The organism is Rhizobium sp. WYJ-E13, assembly GCF_018987265.1.
GTDB lineage: Bacteria > Pseudomonadota > Alphaproteobacteria > Rhizobiales > Rhizobiaceae > Rhizobium.
The window spans coordinates 389,644-404,893 of sequence record NZ_CP076854.1 but is presented as its reverse complement, the minus strand read 5'-3'; the positions used below and the strand labels follow the sequence as shown (position 1 = coordinate 404,893).

General features: G+C 61.7%; 14 protein-coding genes. 8 read left to right on the top strand and 6 right to left on the bottom strand.

The window, feature by feature from the left end; genetic code table 11:
- Positions 1 to 37: 37 nt before the first annotated feature.
- Positions 38 to 862: a carbohydrate ABC transporter permease gene (locus KQ933_RS23425; RefSeq protein ID WP_253958458.1), complete on the top strand. Its 825-nt coding sequence runs from the start codon at positions 38 to 40 to the stop codon at positions 860 to 862.
- A 14-nt stretch (positions 863 to 876) separates the two neighbouring features.
- Positions 877 to 1,380 (top strand): GNAT family N-acetyltransferase, encoded by a 504-nt coding sequence (locus KQ933_RS23420; protein WP_216760215.1) that lies wholly within the window; start codon positions 877 to 879, stop codon positions 1,378 to 1,380.
- A 100-nt stretch (positions 1,381 to 1,480) separates the two neighbouring features.
- Here the strand turns inward: KQ933_RS23420 and KQ933_RS23415 are convergent, their stop codons facing one another.
- Both KQ933_RS23415 and KQ933_RS23410 read right to left on the bottom strand, forming a co-directional pair.
- Positions 1,481 to 2,203, bottom strand: coding sequence for a response regulator transcription factor (locus KQ933_RS23415; protein WP_216760788.1), 723 nt, complete (start codon positions 2,201 to 2,203; stop codon positions 1,481 to 1,483).
- 13 nt (positions 2,204 to 2,216) lie between these two features.
- Positions 2,217 to 3,455 (bottom strand): sensor histidine kinase, encoded by a 1,239-nt coding sequence (locus tag KQ933_RS23410; protein WP_216760214.1) that lies wholly within the window; start codon positions 3,453 to 3,455, stop codon positions 2,217 to 2,219.
- 279 nt (positions 3,456 to 3,734) lie between these two features.
- Between KQ933_RS23410 and KQ933_RS23405 the strand changes: the two genes are divergently transcribed.
- The 5 genes from KQ933_RS23405 to KQ933_RS23385 all read left to right on the top strand — a co-directional run bounded on the left by KQ933_RS23405 (position 3,735) and on the right by KQ933_RS23385 (position 9,094).
- On the top strand, positions 3,735 to 4,751 hold the full coding sequence (locus KQ933_RS23405; RefSeq protein WP_216760213.1) for an ABC transporter substrate-binding protein: 1,017 nt from the start codon (positions 3,735 to 3,737) through the stop codon (positions 4,749 to 4,751).
- 72 nt (positions 4,752 to 4,823) lie between these two features.
- Positions 4,824 to 6,275 (top strand): sugar ABC transporter ATP-binding protein, encoded by a 1,452-nt coding sequence (locus KQ933_RS23400; protein WP_216760212.1) that lies wholly within the window; start codon positions 4,824 to 4,826, stop codon positions 6,273 to 6,275.
- Positions 6,272 to 7,219, top strand: a complete 948-nt coding sequence (locus KQ933_RS23395) for an ABC transporter permease (RefSeq protein WP_216760211.1) — start codon at positions 6,272 to 6,274, stop codon at positions 7,217 to 7,219. Before KQ933_RS23400 ends, KQ933_RS23395 begins: the two co-directional genes overlap by 4 nt.
- Positions 7,216 to 8,166: an ABC transporter permease gene (locus KQ933_RS23390; RefSeq protein WP_216760210.1), complete on the top strand. Its 951-nt coding sequence runs from the start codon at positions 7,216 to 7,218 to the stop codon at positions 8,164 to 8,166. Before KQ933_RS23395 ends, KQ933_RS23390 begins: the two co-directional genes overlap by 4 nt.
- Before the next feature lie 13 nt (positions 8,167 to 8,179).
- Positions 8,180 to 9,094 carry an SMP-30/gluconolactonase/LRE family protein gene (locus KQ933_RS23385; RefSeq protein ID WP_216760209.1) on the top strand — a complete coding sequence of 305 codons (915 nt, stop codon included), beginning with the start codon at positions 8,180 to 8,182 and terminating at the stop codon, positions 9,092 to 9,094.
- A 314-nt stretch (positions 9,095 to 9,408) separates the two neighbouring features.
- Here KQ933_RS23385 and KQ933_RS23380 read toward each other — a convergent pair whose 3' ends face one another.
- A complete protein-coding gene (locus tag KQ933_RS23380; RefSeq protein ID WP_216760208.1) occupies positions 9,409 to 11,373 on the bottom strand; it encodes an elongation factor G in 1,965 nt (654 codons plus the stop codon).
- A 304-nt stretch (positions 11,374 to 11,677) separates the two neighbouring features.
- Here KQ933_RS23380 and KQ933_RS23375 point away from each other — a divergent pair, with 304 nt between their 5' ends.
- Positions 11,678 to 12,247, top strand: coding sequence for a nucleoside 2-deoxyribosyltransferase (locus tag KQ933_RS23375; protein WP_216760207.1), 570 nt, complete (start codon positions 11,678 to 11,680; stop codon positions 12,245 to 12,247).
- Between the two features lie 221 nt (positions 12,248 to 12,468).
- Here KQ933_RS23375 and KQ933_RS23370 read toward each other — a convergent pair whose 3' ends face one another.
- From KQ933_RS23370 to KQ933_RS23360, 3 genes are read right to left on the bottom strand one after another with little or no spacing between them, the layout of a single operon-like run.
- Positions 12,469 to 13,251, bottom strand: a complete 783-nt coding sequence (locus KQ933_RS23370) for an ABC transporter permease (protein WP_216760206.1) — start codon at positions 13,249 to 13,251, stop codon at positions 12,469 to 12,471.
- Positions 13,251 to 14,108 (bottom strand): ABC transporter permease, encoded by an 858-nt coding sequence (locus KQ933_RS23365; RefSeq protein WP_216760205.1) that lies wholly within the window; start codon positions 14,106 to 14,108, stop codon positions 13,251 to 13,253. The genes KQ933_RS23370 and KQ933_RS23365 overlap by 1 nt, the downstream gene beginning before the upstream one ends.
- Positions 14,105 to 15,169: an ABC transporter ATP-binding protein gene (locus KQ933_RS23360; RefSeq protein WP_216760204.1), complete on the bottom strand. Its 1,065-nt coding sequence runs from the start codon at positions 15,167 to 15,169 to the stop codon at positions 14,105 to 14,107. Before KQ933_RS23360 ends, KQ933_RS23365 begins: the two co-directional genes overlap by 4 nt.
- Positions 15,170 to 15,250 lie beyond the last annotated feature (81 nt).

The window sequence follows — 15,250 nt, the reverse complement described above, 5'->3', positions numbered from 1 at the left end:
CCCGAAGACCGTCCGCAAGCCTGCCTCCTATTTCAGGATGCGGCGGCGCGCCGTGCGAAGCCTCCAGATCCTGGCTCTTCTGCTCGTCCTGTTCTACACGCTGTTTCCCTATTACTGGGCCTTCGTTTCCTCGACCAAGCAGGGTTCGGCGCTCTATCAATCGGCGCTGATGCCGGCGTTCGACTTCACCTACTATCGCCAGTTGCTCGACAATCCTGTTTTCATGGGCTCGCTTCTGAACTCGGCCTATGTCGCGGTCTCAACCACGTTCCTGTCGCTCGTCATCGGGCTCAGCGCCGCTTATGCGCTGGGGCGCATCGACTTTCCGCAACGGCGCAGTATCCTCATGATCGTGCTGATGATCTCGATCTTCCCGCAGGTCGTCGTTCTCTCCGGCATGTTCGAGCTGATCAACTGGATGGGTCTGTTCAACCGGCCAAGCGCGCTCGTCCTCACCTATCTTCTGTCGACCGTGCCGTTCACGACCTGGATCCTGACCACCTTCATTCGCGAATTTCCGCGGGAGCTGGAGGAGGCCGCGATCATCGACGGCTGCTCGCATTTTAGAATTCTGACGAAGATCCTGCTGCCGCTCATGGGACCTTCGCTCGCCAGCACCGGCATTCTTGCCTTCATTCTGGCGTGGAACGAGTTTCTCTTCGCGCTGACCTTCACCCTGACGGACGAGAACCGAACCGTGCCGGTCGCGATCGGCCTGATCGCAGGTAACACCCGGTACGAATATCCGTTCGGTCAGATCATGGCCGCATCCGTTACCGTGACGCTGCCGCTGATCATCGTCGTATTGATCTTCCAGAGGCGTATCGTTGCCGGCCTGACGGCAGGCGCCATCAAAGGCTGACAAAGGACTAAACCATGGACATGCTCGTAAAACTCTACGAACTGAAGGCCGATCCTGCGCTCAATAAACGCATCGCCGAACAGGGCATCACCATCCGGCGTATCCTTGCGCCGGAGTTGAGCGCACTGACGGCCTGGATCGAGCCGCGCTTCGGATCCGGCTGGGTCGCGGAAGCGACGGTTGCCACCATGCGCCAGCCGCCCACTTGCTTCATCGCAATCCGGAACGACGCACTCATCGGCTTTGCCTGCCACGACGCAACCGCCAAGGGCTTCTTCGGGCCGACCGGAGTCGACACGGCCGCTCGCGGCAAAGGTGTTGGCCACGCTCTGCTGTTGACCACGCTTCTCGATATGTACGCGCAGGGCTATGCCTACGGGGTGATCGGGGGTGCCGGTCCGATGGAGTTCTACCGTCGAAGCGTCGGGGCAATGCCGATCGAAGGCTCGGACCCGGGCATCTATCGCGGCATGCTGCCGCTTGCCCAACCGAGCGGCATTTCGAATTCGGACCACTAGGTCTTGACGATTTTTGTGGGATAGCTTTGTCGATGAAGAGACTGCTGCGTTGCCGCGTTATCTTTGACTTTCGCCGACAACCGTGACAACGCCACGGAAACTACTTTCCATCAAGCCACTCCTGCAGTTCTGCCTCAGCCCGCTCCAGAGCGCTGTAGTTCAGGAGTTTGCGCAGGAGAGCGACGGTCACGGCGCGGGCGCGGAGATTGAAACGGCCTTCCTCGTGGTCGTCGCCGGCGCTCTGGTAGACGTCGAGCTTGTCGTAGAGTTGCTGCAGGCGGTTCTGTACGCTGCGCAGCGAGAGGTTCCGACGTTTAGCGATGGCCCGGTCCGTGAGGCCCAGCGCGATATCGACAAGGATCTCGTATTCGGAATCGGTAAAACCGTTCGTCTGGCCGAGGCTCTTCTGCTGCAGACCGCGCACCTCGCGGTCGATGACGCACTGGCTCTCGATGAAGATCGAGCGCAATGCAAGCTTTAGCCGTTCGTCTGAGGCGGATTTCAGGACGTAGCCATAGGCGGCGCCATCCGGGACGATGCGCGAGACGCCGCGCACATAGGCTTCGTCCGAATAGTTCGACCAGAACAGGATGCGGGTCTCCGGCCGCTCCTTCCAGATCGTGCGCGCCGCCTCGATGCCGTTGCGGTTGGCCATCTGCAGGTCCATGACGATATGCGCCGACTTGTGGTCGCGGGCGAGTTTCTCGCCGACGGTACCGTTCTCCGCCTCGATCACCGTGTCGCATTCCGGCAGGGCCGCGTTGACAGCCTCGTGCAGATAGGACCGGTGCAGTGGGTCGTCCTCGACGATCAGAACCTTCATCACCCCGTTCTCCTCAGTTTGGCTTGCTCGCCGGGTCGTGCGGGCCAAGCGGCAGCACGACCCGCACCGCAGTTCCGCGATTGTTGTGGCCGGACCCGGTCGTGAAGCGCGCCGAGATCAGCCGCGCACGGGTCTTCATATTGTCGATGCCGCCGCCGATCCGTCCCCGCGCCTTGGCGAGCCCGGTGCCGTCGTCGGAGATTTCGATCGACAGACGCTCGTCGTCGGCCTCGAGCCGCACCATGATGGTGAGCGGGGCGGCATGGCGCACCGCATTGTTGATCGCTTCCTGGGCGATGCGGAACAGCGCAACGCTGACGGTCGGCTCCAGTTGCTCCAGTGCGCCGTGCGTCTCGTCGACGAGACCCCATTCGATGGCCGATCCGGCATCGCGGGTCGATCGGTCGAGATGATGTTCGATCGCCTGGGCGAGGCCGAAGAGCTGGAGCACAGAGGGTTTTGCCTGCTCGATGATCTGTCGCAGATCCTGCATGCAATGCTGCAAGGAACGAGAGACCGGCTCCAGCGCCTCGGGCACGACCTCGCCGTTGCGCGACAGCCGGTCGATCCGGCGGGCGAGCCGCGTCAGGTCGGCCAGCGTCTGGTCGTGGAGGTCCATGCCGATCCGCTGGCGTTCCTGCTCCAGCGCCTCCGTCAGCTTCAGCGCGCCTTGCCGCAACCCCTCCTCGCGGGCGCGGGCCTCTGCCTCCACGATGGCCGAGCGTTGCGCGTGCTCGGCCGCCCGGAGCGCGAAGAAATAGGGCGTCAAAAGGTCGGCGATGATACGGGCGCGTTCGATATCCTCCATCGTGTAAATACCGGCCTTTTGCGAGGAACAGGACAGTGCGGCGATGATCGTGCCCTGCACCTTCATCGGCACATGCAAGCGGCTCCTCAGCGACTGTTCAACGATCGGCCGTTTGAACGCGCCCTCGAAGTGGAAACGCGGGTCCGTCATGGCGTCGTCCGTCAGCAGAAAATCCACTTCGCCCCAAAGCAGCGAGCGGATCGGGCTGTTGACGACCGGCGCACCGGCAAGTTCACCCCAGGCAGTCTCGATGCCTGTCTCGTAAGCCGTGTGGTAGTTGCCGCCTTCGAGCAGCACGCAGACATCGAGATGGTCGTGGGGGATAATATGAGCGACTTCGGCGGCGACGGAGCGGATGGCCGAGCGGAAATCGAGCTGGCCCGCGAGCAGCCGGGAAATGCCGAGATAGTGGTCGAACATGGCTGCGGGTGCGAGATGCAGCATCGTCAATTCCTCCCCGTGATGGCAGCGGGCTCCTCAACCCGCCGCGATCCTTTCCCAGTAAGCGCCGCGGAAGCGCCGCCGTCTTGCGTAAACCCGCAGCTTGTTGCGCAAAACCCGCAAACAACTTGCCGCCTTGCCCCTGTACAGGCCCCGGGATCTCCCGCATCCTGCCCTTACTGAGAGGAGGAAGCTCAGTGCAAGAACAATTTTCACTCGACCCCAAGTGGGACAGGCAGGAGTGAAGCGATCCGCCAACCGGCGATCATGAGGGAGGAAGACATGACAATCCGTAAGATGCTTCTGGCGTCGGCCGCTATTGCTTGCGGCGCGATGCCCGTTTCCGCTTTTGCCGATACTTCGGCCAAGAAAATCGCCCTTTCCAACAACTATGCCGGCAATTCGTGGCGCCAGGCCATGCTGACGAGCTGGGGCAAGGTGACGGGCGAAGCCGTGAAATCAGGCGTCGTCGCGGCAGCCGACCCGTTCACGACCGCTGAGAACCAGGCGACGGAACAGGCCGCACAGATCCAGAACATGATCCTGCAGGGCTATGATGCGATCGTGCTGAATGCGGCTTCGCCGACAGCATTGAACGGCGCGGTCAAGGAAGCCTGCGATGCAGGTATCACCGTCGTCTCCTTCGACGGCATCGTGACCGAACCCTGCGCCTGGCGCATCGCGGTCAACTTCAAGGAGATGGGCCGCAGCGAGGTGGAGTACCTCTCCAAAAAGCTCCCCCAGGGCGGCAACCTGCTCGAGATCCGGGGTCTTGCCGGCGTCTTCGTCGATGATGAGATCTCGGCCGGCATCCACGAGGGCGTCAAGCAGTTCCCGCAGTTCAAGATTGTCGGCTCCGTTCACGGCGACTGGGCGCAGGACGTGGCGCAGAAGGCTGTTGCCGGCATTCTTCCGAGCTTGCCCGACATTGTCGGGGTCGTGACCCAGGGCGGCGATGGTTACGGCGCCGCGCAGGCGATTGCCGCGACCAATCGGAAGATGCCGGTCATCATTATGGGCAACCGCGAAGACGAACTGAAATGGTGGAAGGAGCAGAAGGACGCGAAGGGCTATGAGACCATGTCCGTGTCCATTGCGCCCGGTGTCTCTACGCTCGCCTTCTGGGTCGCCCAGCAGATCCTCGACGGCAAACAAGTCAAGAAGGACCTCGTCGTGCCCTTCCTGCGCATCGACCAGGACAATCTCGAAACAAACCTCGCCAACACCCAGGCCGGCGGCGTCGCGAACGTGGAATACACGCAGGCCGACGCTATCAAGGTCATCGAGTCGGCAAAGTAAATTTCCCGGTGACTGGCGCGCGGCCGCAAATGACTGCGCGCCATCCTTTGCAAAGCAGATGTGGCAGGCAGCATGAATGAGGTTTTGCAGGCGGTGATCGCCGTCGATGGCGCGAAGGTGAGCTTCGGTGCGGTCAGGGCGCTCGACGGCGTGACGCTTCGCGTCATGCCGGGCGAATGCGTCGGGCTTGTCGGCCATAATGGCGCCGGCAAATCCACGATCGTCAGCGTTATCAACGGCGGTCTCACGCCCCACGAGGGAAGCATTGCGAGCGACGGCGAGCGGCTGGAACGTTACGGCATCAACGCGGCGCGCGCTCGCGGCGTGCGCTGCGTCTTCCAGGAACTTTCGCTCTGCCCCAACCTCTCCATCGTCGAGAATACGCGCATCATGCACCGCGATCTCGGCGGCTTCGGCTGGCGCAAGCGTGCCGCGAAAATTATCGAGAAGAGCCTCGACATGGTCTTTCCCGGCCACGGTATCGCCAGCGGCCGGGTCGTCGGAGATCTTTCGATCGCCGAACGGCAGATGGTGGAGATCGCCATGGCGTTTTCCGACGCCGGCATTGCGCCGCGGCTGGTGATCCTCGACGAACCGACCTCGTCGCTCGATGCAAGCCTTGCACGCCAGATGCTCGGTCATGTCCGCCGCTTCGTCGCTGGCGGCGGCTCTGTCATCTTCATCTCGCACATTCTGCACGAGATCCTCGAAACCTCCGACCGCATCGTTGTCATGAAGGACGGCCGCGTCGTCACCGAACGTCCGGCGAACGGGTTCGATCACCACGGCCTGGTGGAAGCCATGGGCACCGTTGCGAAGGAGGAGGCCGGCCAGCACTCGGCGCGCGAACAATCCACTGCACCGGTCATTCTGTCCCATCAGGCGGCGGGCCTTGCCTTCGCGGCGCGTCAGGGCGAGATCATCGGACTGGCGGGACTGGCTGGCCACGGGCAGACCGAGCTGTTGCTCGCTCTCCATGCCGCCCGATCCGGCCAATGGCTTCCCGAGCGCGATCCGCTCGTCACCTTCGTCGCCGGCGACCGCCGCCTCAACGGCGTTTTCGAACTGTGGAGCATCCTGCGCAATTTTTCCATCGCCTCGCTCGGTGACCTGTCGCGGCGCGGCCTCATCCTCGCAGCTGAAGAGGAGAGGAAAGGCGCCGACTGGAAGCGGCGGATCGAGATCCGCACGCCTGATATGGCAAACCGCATATTGTCGCTTTCCGGCGGCAACCAGCAGAAGGTGCTCTTTGCACGCGCACTTGCGACACGCGCGCCCGTTGTCCTGATGGACGATCCGATGCGCGGCGTCGACGTCGGGACGAAGCAGGAAGTCTACGCCATCATCCGTGAGGAAGCCGCGCGCGGCCGCACCTTCATCTGGTATTCGACCGAAATGGACGAGATCCGCCTCTGCGACCGCGTTTATGTCTTCCGCGAAGGCCGCATCAAGGCCGAACTCGCCGGCAATACCGTCAACGAGACGAATATCATCGCGGCCTCCTTCGAAGGGGTCGCCGCATGACGTTCCGGCTTTCGTCCGACGCCATGCGTCTTGCCATTCCCGCCTTGTCGCTGACGCTGCTGCTCGCCGCCGTCTTCTGGATGCAACCGCGCGCCGTGAGCTATGTCGGGCTCAATCTGCTTTTCAACCTGGCCGTACCCATCGCGCTCGCCACGATCGCCCAGATGCTTGTCATGGCGGTGAACGATCTCGATCTCTCTATGGGCACCTTCGTCAGCTTCGTCGCCTGCGTAACCGCAACCTTTCTGCGCGATGCCCCCGTGACCGGCGTCCTGATCCTTGCGGGAGCGATCGCGGCCTATGCGGGCCTCGGTGTCATCATCTACCTGCGCAACCTGCCGTCCATCGTCGTGACACTCGGCATGAGTTTCGTCTGGGGCGGCCTCGCCGTGCTGCTGCTGCCGGCACCTGGCGGGCAGGCGCCGGACTGGGTGCGCTGGCTGATGACCGTCAGGCCGCCTCTGGCGCCGATGGCGATCGTCGCGAGCATCGCCATCGCCGCCGTCGCCCATCTTCTCGTCATTCGCTCCTCGCTCGGCGTCCTGATCCGCGGCATCGGCGGCAATCAGCGATCGGTCGAGCGCGCCGGCTGGTCGATCGTGGCGGCGCGCGCTGGCGCCTATGGTCTTGCCGGACTCTTTGCTGTGCTCGCCGGCATCGCCCTCGTCGGCCTGACCACTTCGGCCGATGCCAATATCGCGCTGCGTTATACGCTTTTGTCGATTGCCGGCGTGATCCTTGGCGGCGGCGAGTTCATCGGTGGCCGCGTCTCGCCGATCGGCGCCGTCATCGGCGCGCTGACGCTGACACTTGCCGGCTCGTTCCTGTCCTTCCTACGCATTTCGCCCGACTGGCAGATCGGGGCTCAGGGCGCGATCCTGATTATCGTGCTGGCGCTCCGCCTGATGCTGAACCGCCTGGAGAAGCAGGAGAAGCGCCGATGACCCCGCTGCTCCGCCTGTTCGCCAAGCCCTGGATCTGGTCGTGGCTTGCCGCTTTCATCGTCTGGTTCCTGACGATCATGGTGACGCTCGGCGCCAGCACGCTTGGTCTGTCGCAGGCAGCACTCACCTTCGCCGCCTTCTCCGTCATCGTCGGCATCGGACAGATGTTCGTCATCACGCTCGGCCCCGGCAATATCGACCTCTCGGTTCCGGCTACAATGACGCTTGCCGGCACCGTGGCGCTGAAGCTGATGAATGTTGAAAACGGCATGATCCTGCCCGGGCTTCTCGTCGCCGTCGTCGTCGGCCTCGTCGTCGGCCTCTGCAACTATGCGCTCATCAAGGCGCTGCGCATTCCGCCAATCATCGCGACACTTTCGACGAGCTTCATCGTGCAGTCCGCCGCGATCTGGACGAACCGGGGCTTGCGCATCAAGCCTCCGAGCGTGCTGGCGGAATTCACCACGTCGAACACGCTCGGCGTACCCAACGTCGCGATCGTTGCTCTCCTGGTCTCGCTCTTTGCCTGGTTCCTGCTCGAGAAGACGATTTATGGACGCTGGATTTCAGCGATCGGCCAGAGCATGCCGGCCGCGCGCATGGCCGGGATACCGGTCGATGGGACGCGCTTCGTCACCTATCTCTTCTGCGCCGTGCTCGCATCGGTCGCGGGCTATCTGCTCGCGTGCTTCTCCGGCGGCGCGGCGCTCAACATGGGCTCGGAATATCTCTTGATGTCGATCGCCGTCGTCGTGATCGGCGGCACGGCGGTCGCCGGCGGCGATTCCAACGTGCCGGGCATCTGGGGCGCATCGCTCTTCATGTTCCTTGTTGTTTCCATGCTTAACACCTACGGGGTCGGTGCGGGGGTCCGCCTCATCATGACCGGTCTCATCATCATCAGCGTCATCATGCTCGCCGGCGGCCGTCGGGCCGGCATGCGATAAAGGGAAGACCGCAATGGCCGAGGCCAGCATCTACGAAATCCATGATCCGCGCTTCCGGCAGTTGATCGTGACGAGCGCCGGCCTTGACGAACTCTATTCCGGCTGCCGCTGGGCGGAGGGTCCCGTCTGGTTCAACGACGCCAACCAGCTACTCTGGAGCGACATTCCAAACCAGCGGATGCTGCGATGGACGCCCGAAGGCGGCGTCTCCGTCTATCGGCAACCCTCCAACTTCGCAAACGGCCACACGCGCGACCGGCAGGGCCGGCTCATCTCCTGCGAGCATGGCGGACGCCGCGTCACGCGCACCGAGATCGATGGATCGATCACCGTGCTCGCCGACCGTTTTGAGGGTGCACCGCTCAATTCGCCGAACGACGTGGTGGTGAAATCGGACGGCACGATCTGGTTCACCGATCCCACCTACGGCATCATGTCGGATTACGAAGGCTACCAGGCCGAGCCGGAGCAGGCGAGCCGCAACGTCTACCGGCTCGATCCCACGACCGGCGAACTTGCGGCTGTCGCCACGGATTTCATCCAGCCGAACGGCCTTGCCTTCTCACCAGACGAAACGATCCTCTACGTTGCGGATTCGGCAGCAAGCCATGACGAAAGCCTGCCACGCCACATCCGGGCGTTTTACGTGGAGGACGGCAGACGGCTCGCAAACGGCCGCGTCTTCTGTCTCATCGACACAGGCATCCCCGACGGCATCCGTACAGACGCGAACGGTAACCTCTGGTCGAGCGCCGGCGATGGCGTGCATTGCTTCGACCCGACGGGCAGACTGATCGGCAAGATCCGTGTACCGCAAACCGTTGCGAACCTCACCTTCGGCGGACCCAAACGCAATCGGCTGTTCATCGCGGCAACGCGCTCGCTCTATTCGCTCTACGTCGCCGTGACCGGCTCTCAGCTGCCGTAAGGTCAGATGTTCGCTCTTGAGAGGACTCGAACCAGCGATCTGAAGAAGCGAGTCGCTGCCCCTGCGAAATCTACGAGTTGAGGCGACATCGGCACCGTCAGCAACATCATCGAGGTGCCCTGGAGCAACGGACAGGCCGAAGGCCAGATCAACCGCCTCAAGACTCCCAAGCGCGCAATGTACGGTCGGGCAGGTCCCGGACTGCTGAGGGCACGAATGCTGCCACCGCTCCACACAAAGTGAAGAAGAACCCGGTTAACCGGCAAACGACATGAGCCCCATTCTGCGAACGAGCATGAAGTGGCGCGAACGTTTCAGTGTGCAACGCCCGGTTCCTGATCGTGTGCCCTCACGATGGCGTCCGCTTCCTTGCCGTATAGCTCCTCGAAGTGATCGAAGGTCTTGGAAAAGTAACCGATGCCCTGCGTCGCCGAGCGCAGCGCGCGCGCCAGATCGTCAAGTGCGCCGCCCGGAATAAGTGCCCGGAAGATGTCCCATCCCTTAGCGGTTTCATCCCGGTCGAAGCCGAGAACCTGACCCTTGAGAGTGGAGACGATCTGGACGAGGCTGCCGGAATAGGTCGACGGAATGTGAATTTCAATGCGGAACACTGGTTGCATCAAGACGGCCGACGCTTCCGAAAGCGCCTGTCGCACTCCCATTTTCGATGCAGTCCTGAAGGCGTGTTCCGAACTGTCGACGGCATGGTGCTGACCATCGAACAGCGTTACGCCGACGTCGATGACCTGGAAGCCGAGCGGCCCTTTCTCCATCGCTTCGCGCGCACCTGCTTCGACGGCAGGGATGTAGTTGCGCGGGACGACGCCACCCTTGACGGTTTCGCTGAAGGTGAAGCCCCGGCCGCGCTCGTTGGGGCGAATGCTCAGCTTTACATCCGCGAATTGCCCGGCACCGCCGGTCTGTTTGCGATGCCGGTAGTGAACCTCGGACGGCTTTGCGATCGTCTCGCGGTAGATCGGGCTGGGCGTTCGATCGGTTACGTCGATGTGGAAGACGTCCGACAGGGTTCGGCAGAGATCGCGCAGATGGACCGGGCCCTGGGCGCGGACGAGCTGGGCGCCAGTGCCTTCCTCCTGCAAAACGACAAGACCGCGATCCGTCTCGGAGAGTTTTGCCAGCGTTTCGGAGAGCTTGTTTTCATCGCGTTCGCTGCCCGGGACCAGGATCCGTTCAAGCATCGGCGTAGGTGGCTCGGTCCATTCGGGTGGGGCGACCGTCGCGTCTGATGTCAACAGCGACGGGACGGGCAAGTGGTCGGACTTGACCGTTGCGAAGACATCCCCCGATGCAGGCACGATCGCCGAGTTCGACCGTCCGTTTGCGGGATCCTGCACGGCGCCGAGGCTGGAGCCACCTAGTAATGCGCCTTGCCGCAGTCCCTCACCAAACGCACGCACCAGCACCGTCTTGCCGATATTCTGGCGATGATAAGCATGGAAGCTCACGGCGGTCAGCTTGTTTTCATCGACATTGCCCGCACGGGCCAGGCGCTGTCGAAGAACCCCTACCGGCGGCGCCTCGTGGCGCAGCGCCTTCATCAGCCTCATCATGCCGTTGCCGTGACTTGCGGCACCGATCAGGACTGGAATAATCCTGTTTTCCCTGAGAACCCGCGACGAAATGGCATAGAGCGCGTCGCTGGGCGGCTCGCGATCTTCGATCAGTTCATCGAGAAGCCAGTCATCGAATTCGGACAGGTGTTCCAGGAGTTCGCTGCGCGCTTCGTGCTCGCGGTCGGCGGCGCTTTCGGGGATTGCGATCAGCGCCGAAGTCTGCCCTTCCCGGTAGCGCCACGCCCGTTCCGAAATCAGATCGCAACTGCCTACGATCCTGTCCCCCTCGCGGATCGGGATCTGGCGAAGCAGAAGCGTGTGGTTGGCGTAGTCTTGAAGCGCGGCGATCACGTCCCTCAGCCGCCCTCTCGGTTCGTCCATTCGGTTGACGAAGAGGATGCACGGCGTCCCCGAGGCTTCGACTATCCGCAGATAGGGCGCGGCGAGCACAGCCTCCTCGGGGGCCGACGAAACGCACAGGATGCAGGCATCGCTGGCAAGAAGCGCGTGCTGTGCATGAGCCAGCGCTTCGTTCGGTCCTGGCGCATCCAGCGCACACCACGCCTCGTTTCCAAAGGTGAATTCTGTGAGGTTCAATCCATAAGGGGACCTGGATTTTCTCGGCGCCCCCTCCAGGGAGCCGAGCTTTTCCACGACTGTTGATTTTCCGGTCTGCGAGGGTCCAAGCACGGTAAAGCAGCGCATCGGCATTCCTCCAACTGCCATAAACACAATTCTCAGCCCTCATAGGATGCCCTGAACCGCTGCAAGGCGCCAGAGGTGTTCAGTTTCACAACGCGTTGACCTAGAGACGTGAGCGCAATCTTAACGTCACGAACGCGCTGTCTACTCCGCATCATGGGACCGCGGCGCCGTTGCGCGATCTGAATGCACGCTAATGCGCGGCCTTGCTCGGTGGGCGTTTTCACCCACTGGATTGTGATCCTTCTTCGCTGTACAGCGAGGAAGGTATTTTGGTAGTCGAGCCCATTCCGTTTAGGTGCAGTTTATGACAAGAAAAGTTTATCTGGCCGGTCCCGAGGTCTTCCTTCCCAACGCCCGTGAAATGCTCGACCGCAAAGCAGCACTTGCCCGTGAGGCGGGACTTCTCCCGCTTTCCCCAGGTGATCTGGAAATCCCCCACACGAACTCGAAGCGCGAGCGGGCCGCGGCGATAAACGCGGTGGACGAGAAGATGATGATCGAGGCTGAAGCGATCATCGCCAATCTGACGCCTTTTCGTGGCATCGCCGCCGATACGGGGACGGCCTTCGAACTCGGCTTTATGTGCGCAAGCGGCAAGCCTGTATTCGCCTACACGAATGTGGCCCGCGATCACGGCGGACGAGTGAGCGATCTCTACGGCGGGGCCGTCGCGTATGATGCTGAAGGTCGACTGCGAGACCCGAACGGGATTGCGGTCGAGGATTTTGGCCTGGCCGACAATCTCATGCTGCATGCCGGGATTGAGCGGCGCGGTGGCGTCCTTATCATCGGAGACGCGGCGCCGGATGCGCTCTATACGGACCTTGCCGCGTTCAAGACGTGTCTCGCCGTCGCCGTTGAGAAGCTACGCTAGGCAGAAATTGAAATCGGCTCCGTCGCGACAGGACGCGTGCGGTTGACATAATCAGCGCCACGATGACGGTGTGACCGGTGACTGCCGAGGTCCGCGCAAGGAACTCATCTGGTCGTGGCCTGTGCCTGCAATTGCCAATGCGGACGAAGCATGGGCGAACATTCTCATTCCAGATAACGTCGGCCCTGCGTCAATGCCATTTCGCATGACCGAAAGACCGTTCAAAAACGGTGTATCCGCAGGCCGAACAGTTTTTCGGAGACCACGACCACGACAACCGTCATCACGATGGACAAGGTCGATACTGCCGCTGCCTCAGGGGTGAAGTTCGTCCTGAGATAATCGTAGATCTGAATCGGAAGCGTGGCCGTTCCGACATTCTTCAACATGAACGATATCGTGAAGAGGTCGAACGAGATGATGAACGCGAACAGGCAGCCGCCGATGACGCCGGGCTTGATCAAAGGTAGCATGATGCGTCTGAAGCGCGTGAATGGTCCGGCACCAAGACTGCGGGCGGCAAGGCTCCACGACGGTTCATAGGCTTCCATGGCCGCAGACACGTTGATGAAGACGAAGGGCAGCGTCATGAGCACATGCCCGATCAGCATGCCAGCCATCGTCGTCGTGCCGATGCCGATCGTATAGACAAAGAACAGAAGCGAGATCGCTGTCAGAACTTCCGGCAAGAGCAGCGGCAAAAGCATCGCCAGCCGGACACTTTCCTTCCAGCGCCCCGCATGCTGCACGTAGAACATTGCCGCCATCGTTCCGATGATACCGGAAATCAGGGTCGAGACGGCCGCGACCCAAAGCGAGGTTCGGATGGCACGCCAGAAGACATCGTTATGGAAGAAGACGACATACCACCGAAATGAGAGGCCCTGCGGCGGAAAGGTCAAAAATGCCCCCGCGTTGAAGGAGGCACCGACGACCACGAGAATGGGCAGCAGCAGAAAGCCGTAGATGATGAGGCAATAGCCATTCAACATATGCTTGGACATCAGCTCATCTTCCATTTCATCCGGGTAAGCCGCGCGAAGATCACGACGACCACCGCTCCGGTGAGGGAAAGCATCAGTGCCATGGCGGAGCCGAACGGCCACTGGAATGTGTCGATCAGCGCGTCAACGACGCTGACTGCCATCGTCTTCACCCTCAGGCCACCGATCAGGGCGGGGGTCACGTAGGCGCTCATTGAAAGCACGAACACCAAAATGCAGCCTGCCTGGATACCCGGCATGGCCAGCGGCAGGATTACGCGCCTGAAGACCGTCAGCTTTCCCGCACCAAGCGAGCGTGCGGCCGACTTTAACGACGGATCGATCCCCTGCAGCGCGCTCATCAACGGCAGGATCATGAAGGGCAGGAAGACGTGGACGAGCGCAATGACGATGCCGAGAGCGTTGTACATCAGCCCGATCGGACGATCGATCAAACCCAAATTCATCAGCGTCTTGTTGATGATGCCGTTATTCCCAAGAAGAATCGTCCACCCATAACTGCGGATGACAATGCCGACGAGAAGCGGCGACAGCACCAGCCCATAGGCAAGGCCGCGAAACCGCATCTTCTCGCGCGACAGCTGCCAGGCAACCGGAAAACCGAGAATGAGGCAAACAAGAGTCGTGACCAGACCGATCAAGAGCGTGTTCGCCACCTGCTGCATGTAGAACGTATCGGTCGCCAGCCTCAGGTAATTGCCGACCGTAAATCCGGGCGCATAGGGCGAGCCGTTGGCCGGGTTGCGCAGGCTCATCACCACAATATTGAGATAGGGCAGAACAAGAAACAGCCCGAGGAGCAATGCCGAGGGCGCGATGAGGAGAAGCGGATAGGTGGATCTGGCGCGGCCTGTCATGCGATCGTTCCCGCCACCCAGAAACGCTCGCTGTCGACCTTCACCCTCACGCGATCACCCGGCTGGAAGCGGCTTCGCGGAAAGGTCTGGACGTTCAGTGTTTCGCCGCTTTCGAGCACCAGCCGATAGTCGATCAGACTGCCGGAATAATAGCTCTGCAAAACCGTTGCGATAATACCCGCGCCCTCATCCCCCGCGGCCGCAAGTTCGATGGCCTCCGGCCGCAGCAAGACGGGGATGGAGCCGTCGCTTGACGGCAGGGTTCCTTTGACCTTCGCCGTTCCAAGCACGGTTTCGACGACCGACGTTCCGTCATCGTTCCGGCCCTTCAGGCGACCGGGCAACGTATTCACCTGCCCGACGAACTGCGCGACTTCCAGGCTTGCCGGGCGATCATAAACATCAGACGGGGCACCATATTGCGCAATCTGCCCGCCGAACATCACGACGATCCTGTCAGACATCGTCATTGCTTCGGCCTGATCGTGGGTCACATAGACCGTGGTAATGCCCACGCGCTTCTGCAGGTCGCGTATGAAGACACGCATTTCGTCACGAAGCTTGGCATCGAGATTGGCAAGCGGCTCATCAAGCAACAGGATACGCGGTTCGATGACCAGCGCGCGAGCAAGCGCCACGCGCTGTTGCTGTCCGCCGGACAATTGGCGCGGATAGCGGTCGGCATATCCGGATAGCTGCACCATATCCAGAACCCTGGCGGTGCGGATCGCGATTTCTGGCCGCGAAATCCTGCGCATTTCCAGGCCGAAGGCGAGGTTCTGCGCCACGGTCATATGCGGGAAGAGCGCATAGTTCTGGAACACCATGCCGATATCGCGCTTTTCCGCCGGCACATGCGAGACATCCTGCCCGTCGAAGCGAATGGCGCCGGATGTGACGTCCTCGAAACCGGCAATCATCTTCAGCGTTGTCGTCTTGCCGCATCCCGATGGCCCGAGCAGCGAGATGAACTCGCCCTGCTCTATCTTGACGGAAATGCCGTTGACGGCGCGCGAGGCGCCATAATGCTTGGTCAGCCCTTCGATGCTCACCTCGGTCATGATCGATCTTCCAGATTGTCTGTGCGGCGTACCCGCAAATCTCACTGCGTCAGGGGAGAATGCCGGATCGCCCCAGCAAGG

Excerpts from the sequence above, each read along its gene's own strand:
- KQ933_RS23375 (WP_216760207.1), top strand. The coding sequence starts at position 11,678 with ATGACAAGAAAAGTTTATCTGGCCGGTCCCGAGGTCTTCCTTCCCAAC.
- KQ933_RS23415 (WP_216760788.1), bottom strand. The coding sequence starts at position 2,203 with ATGAAGGTTCTGATCGTCGAGGACGACCCACTGCACCGGTCCTATCTG.
- KQ933_RS23385 (WP_216760209.1), top strand. The coding sequence starts at position 8,180 with ATGGCCGAGGCCAGCATCTACGAAATCCATGATCCGCGCTTCCGGCAG.
- KQ933_RS23405 (WP_216760213.1), top strand. The coding sequence starts at position 3,735 with ATGACAATCCGTAAGATGCTTCTGGCGTCGGCCGCTATTGCTTGCGGC.
- KQ933_RS23370 (WP_216760206.1), bottom strand. The coding sequence starts at position 13,251 with ATGTCCAAGCATATGTTGAATGGCTATTGCCTCATCATCTACGGCTTT.
- KQ933_RS23390 (WP_216760210.1), top strand. The coding sequence starts at position 7,216 with ATGACCCCGCTGCTCCGCCTGTTCGCCAAGCCCTGGATCTGGTCGTGG.
- KQ933_RS23380 (WP_216760208.1), bottom strand. The coding sequence starts at position 11,373 with ATGCGCTGCTTTACCGTGCTTGGACCCTCGCAGACCGGAAAATCAACA.
- KQ933_RS23425 (WP_253958458.1), top strand. The coding sequence starts at position 38 with ATGCGGCGGCGCGCCGTGCGAAGCCTCCAGATCCTGGCTCTTCTGCTC.
- KQ933_RS23365 (WP_216760205.1), bottom strand. The coding sequence starts at position 14,108 with ATGACAGGCCGCGCCAGATCCACCTATCCGCTTCTCCTCATCGCGCCC.
- KQ933_RS23395 (WP_216760211.1), top strand. The coding sequence starts at position 6,272 with ATGACGTTCCGGCTTTCGTCCGACGCCATGCGTCTTGCCATTCCCGCC.
- KQ933_RS23400 (WP_216760212.1), top strand. The coding sequence starts at position 4,824 with ATGAATGAGGTTTTGCAGGCGGTGATCGCCGTCGATGGCGCGAAGGTG.
- KQ933_RS23420 (WP_216760215.1), top strand. The coding sequence starts at position 877 with ATGGACATGCTCGTAAAACTCTACGAACTGAAGGCCGATCCTGCGCTC.
- KQ933_RS23360 (WP_216760204.1), bottom strand. The coding sequence starts at position 15,169 with ATGACCGAGGTGAGCATCGAAGGGCTGACCAAGCATTATGGCGCCTCG.
- KQ933_RS23410 (WP_216760214.1), bottom strand. The coding sequence starts at position 3,455 with ATGCTGCATCTCGCACCCGCAGCCATGTTCGACCACTATCTCGGCATT.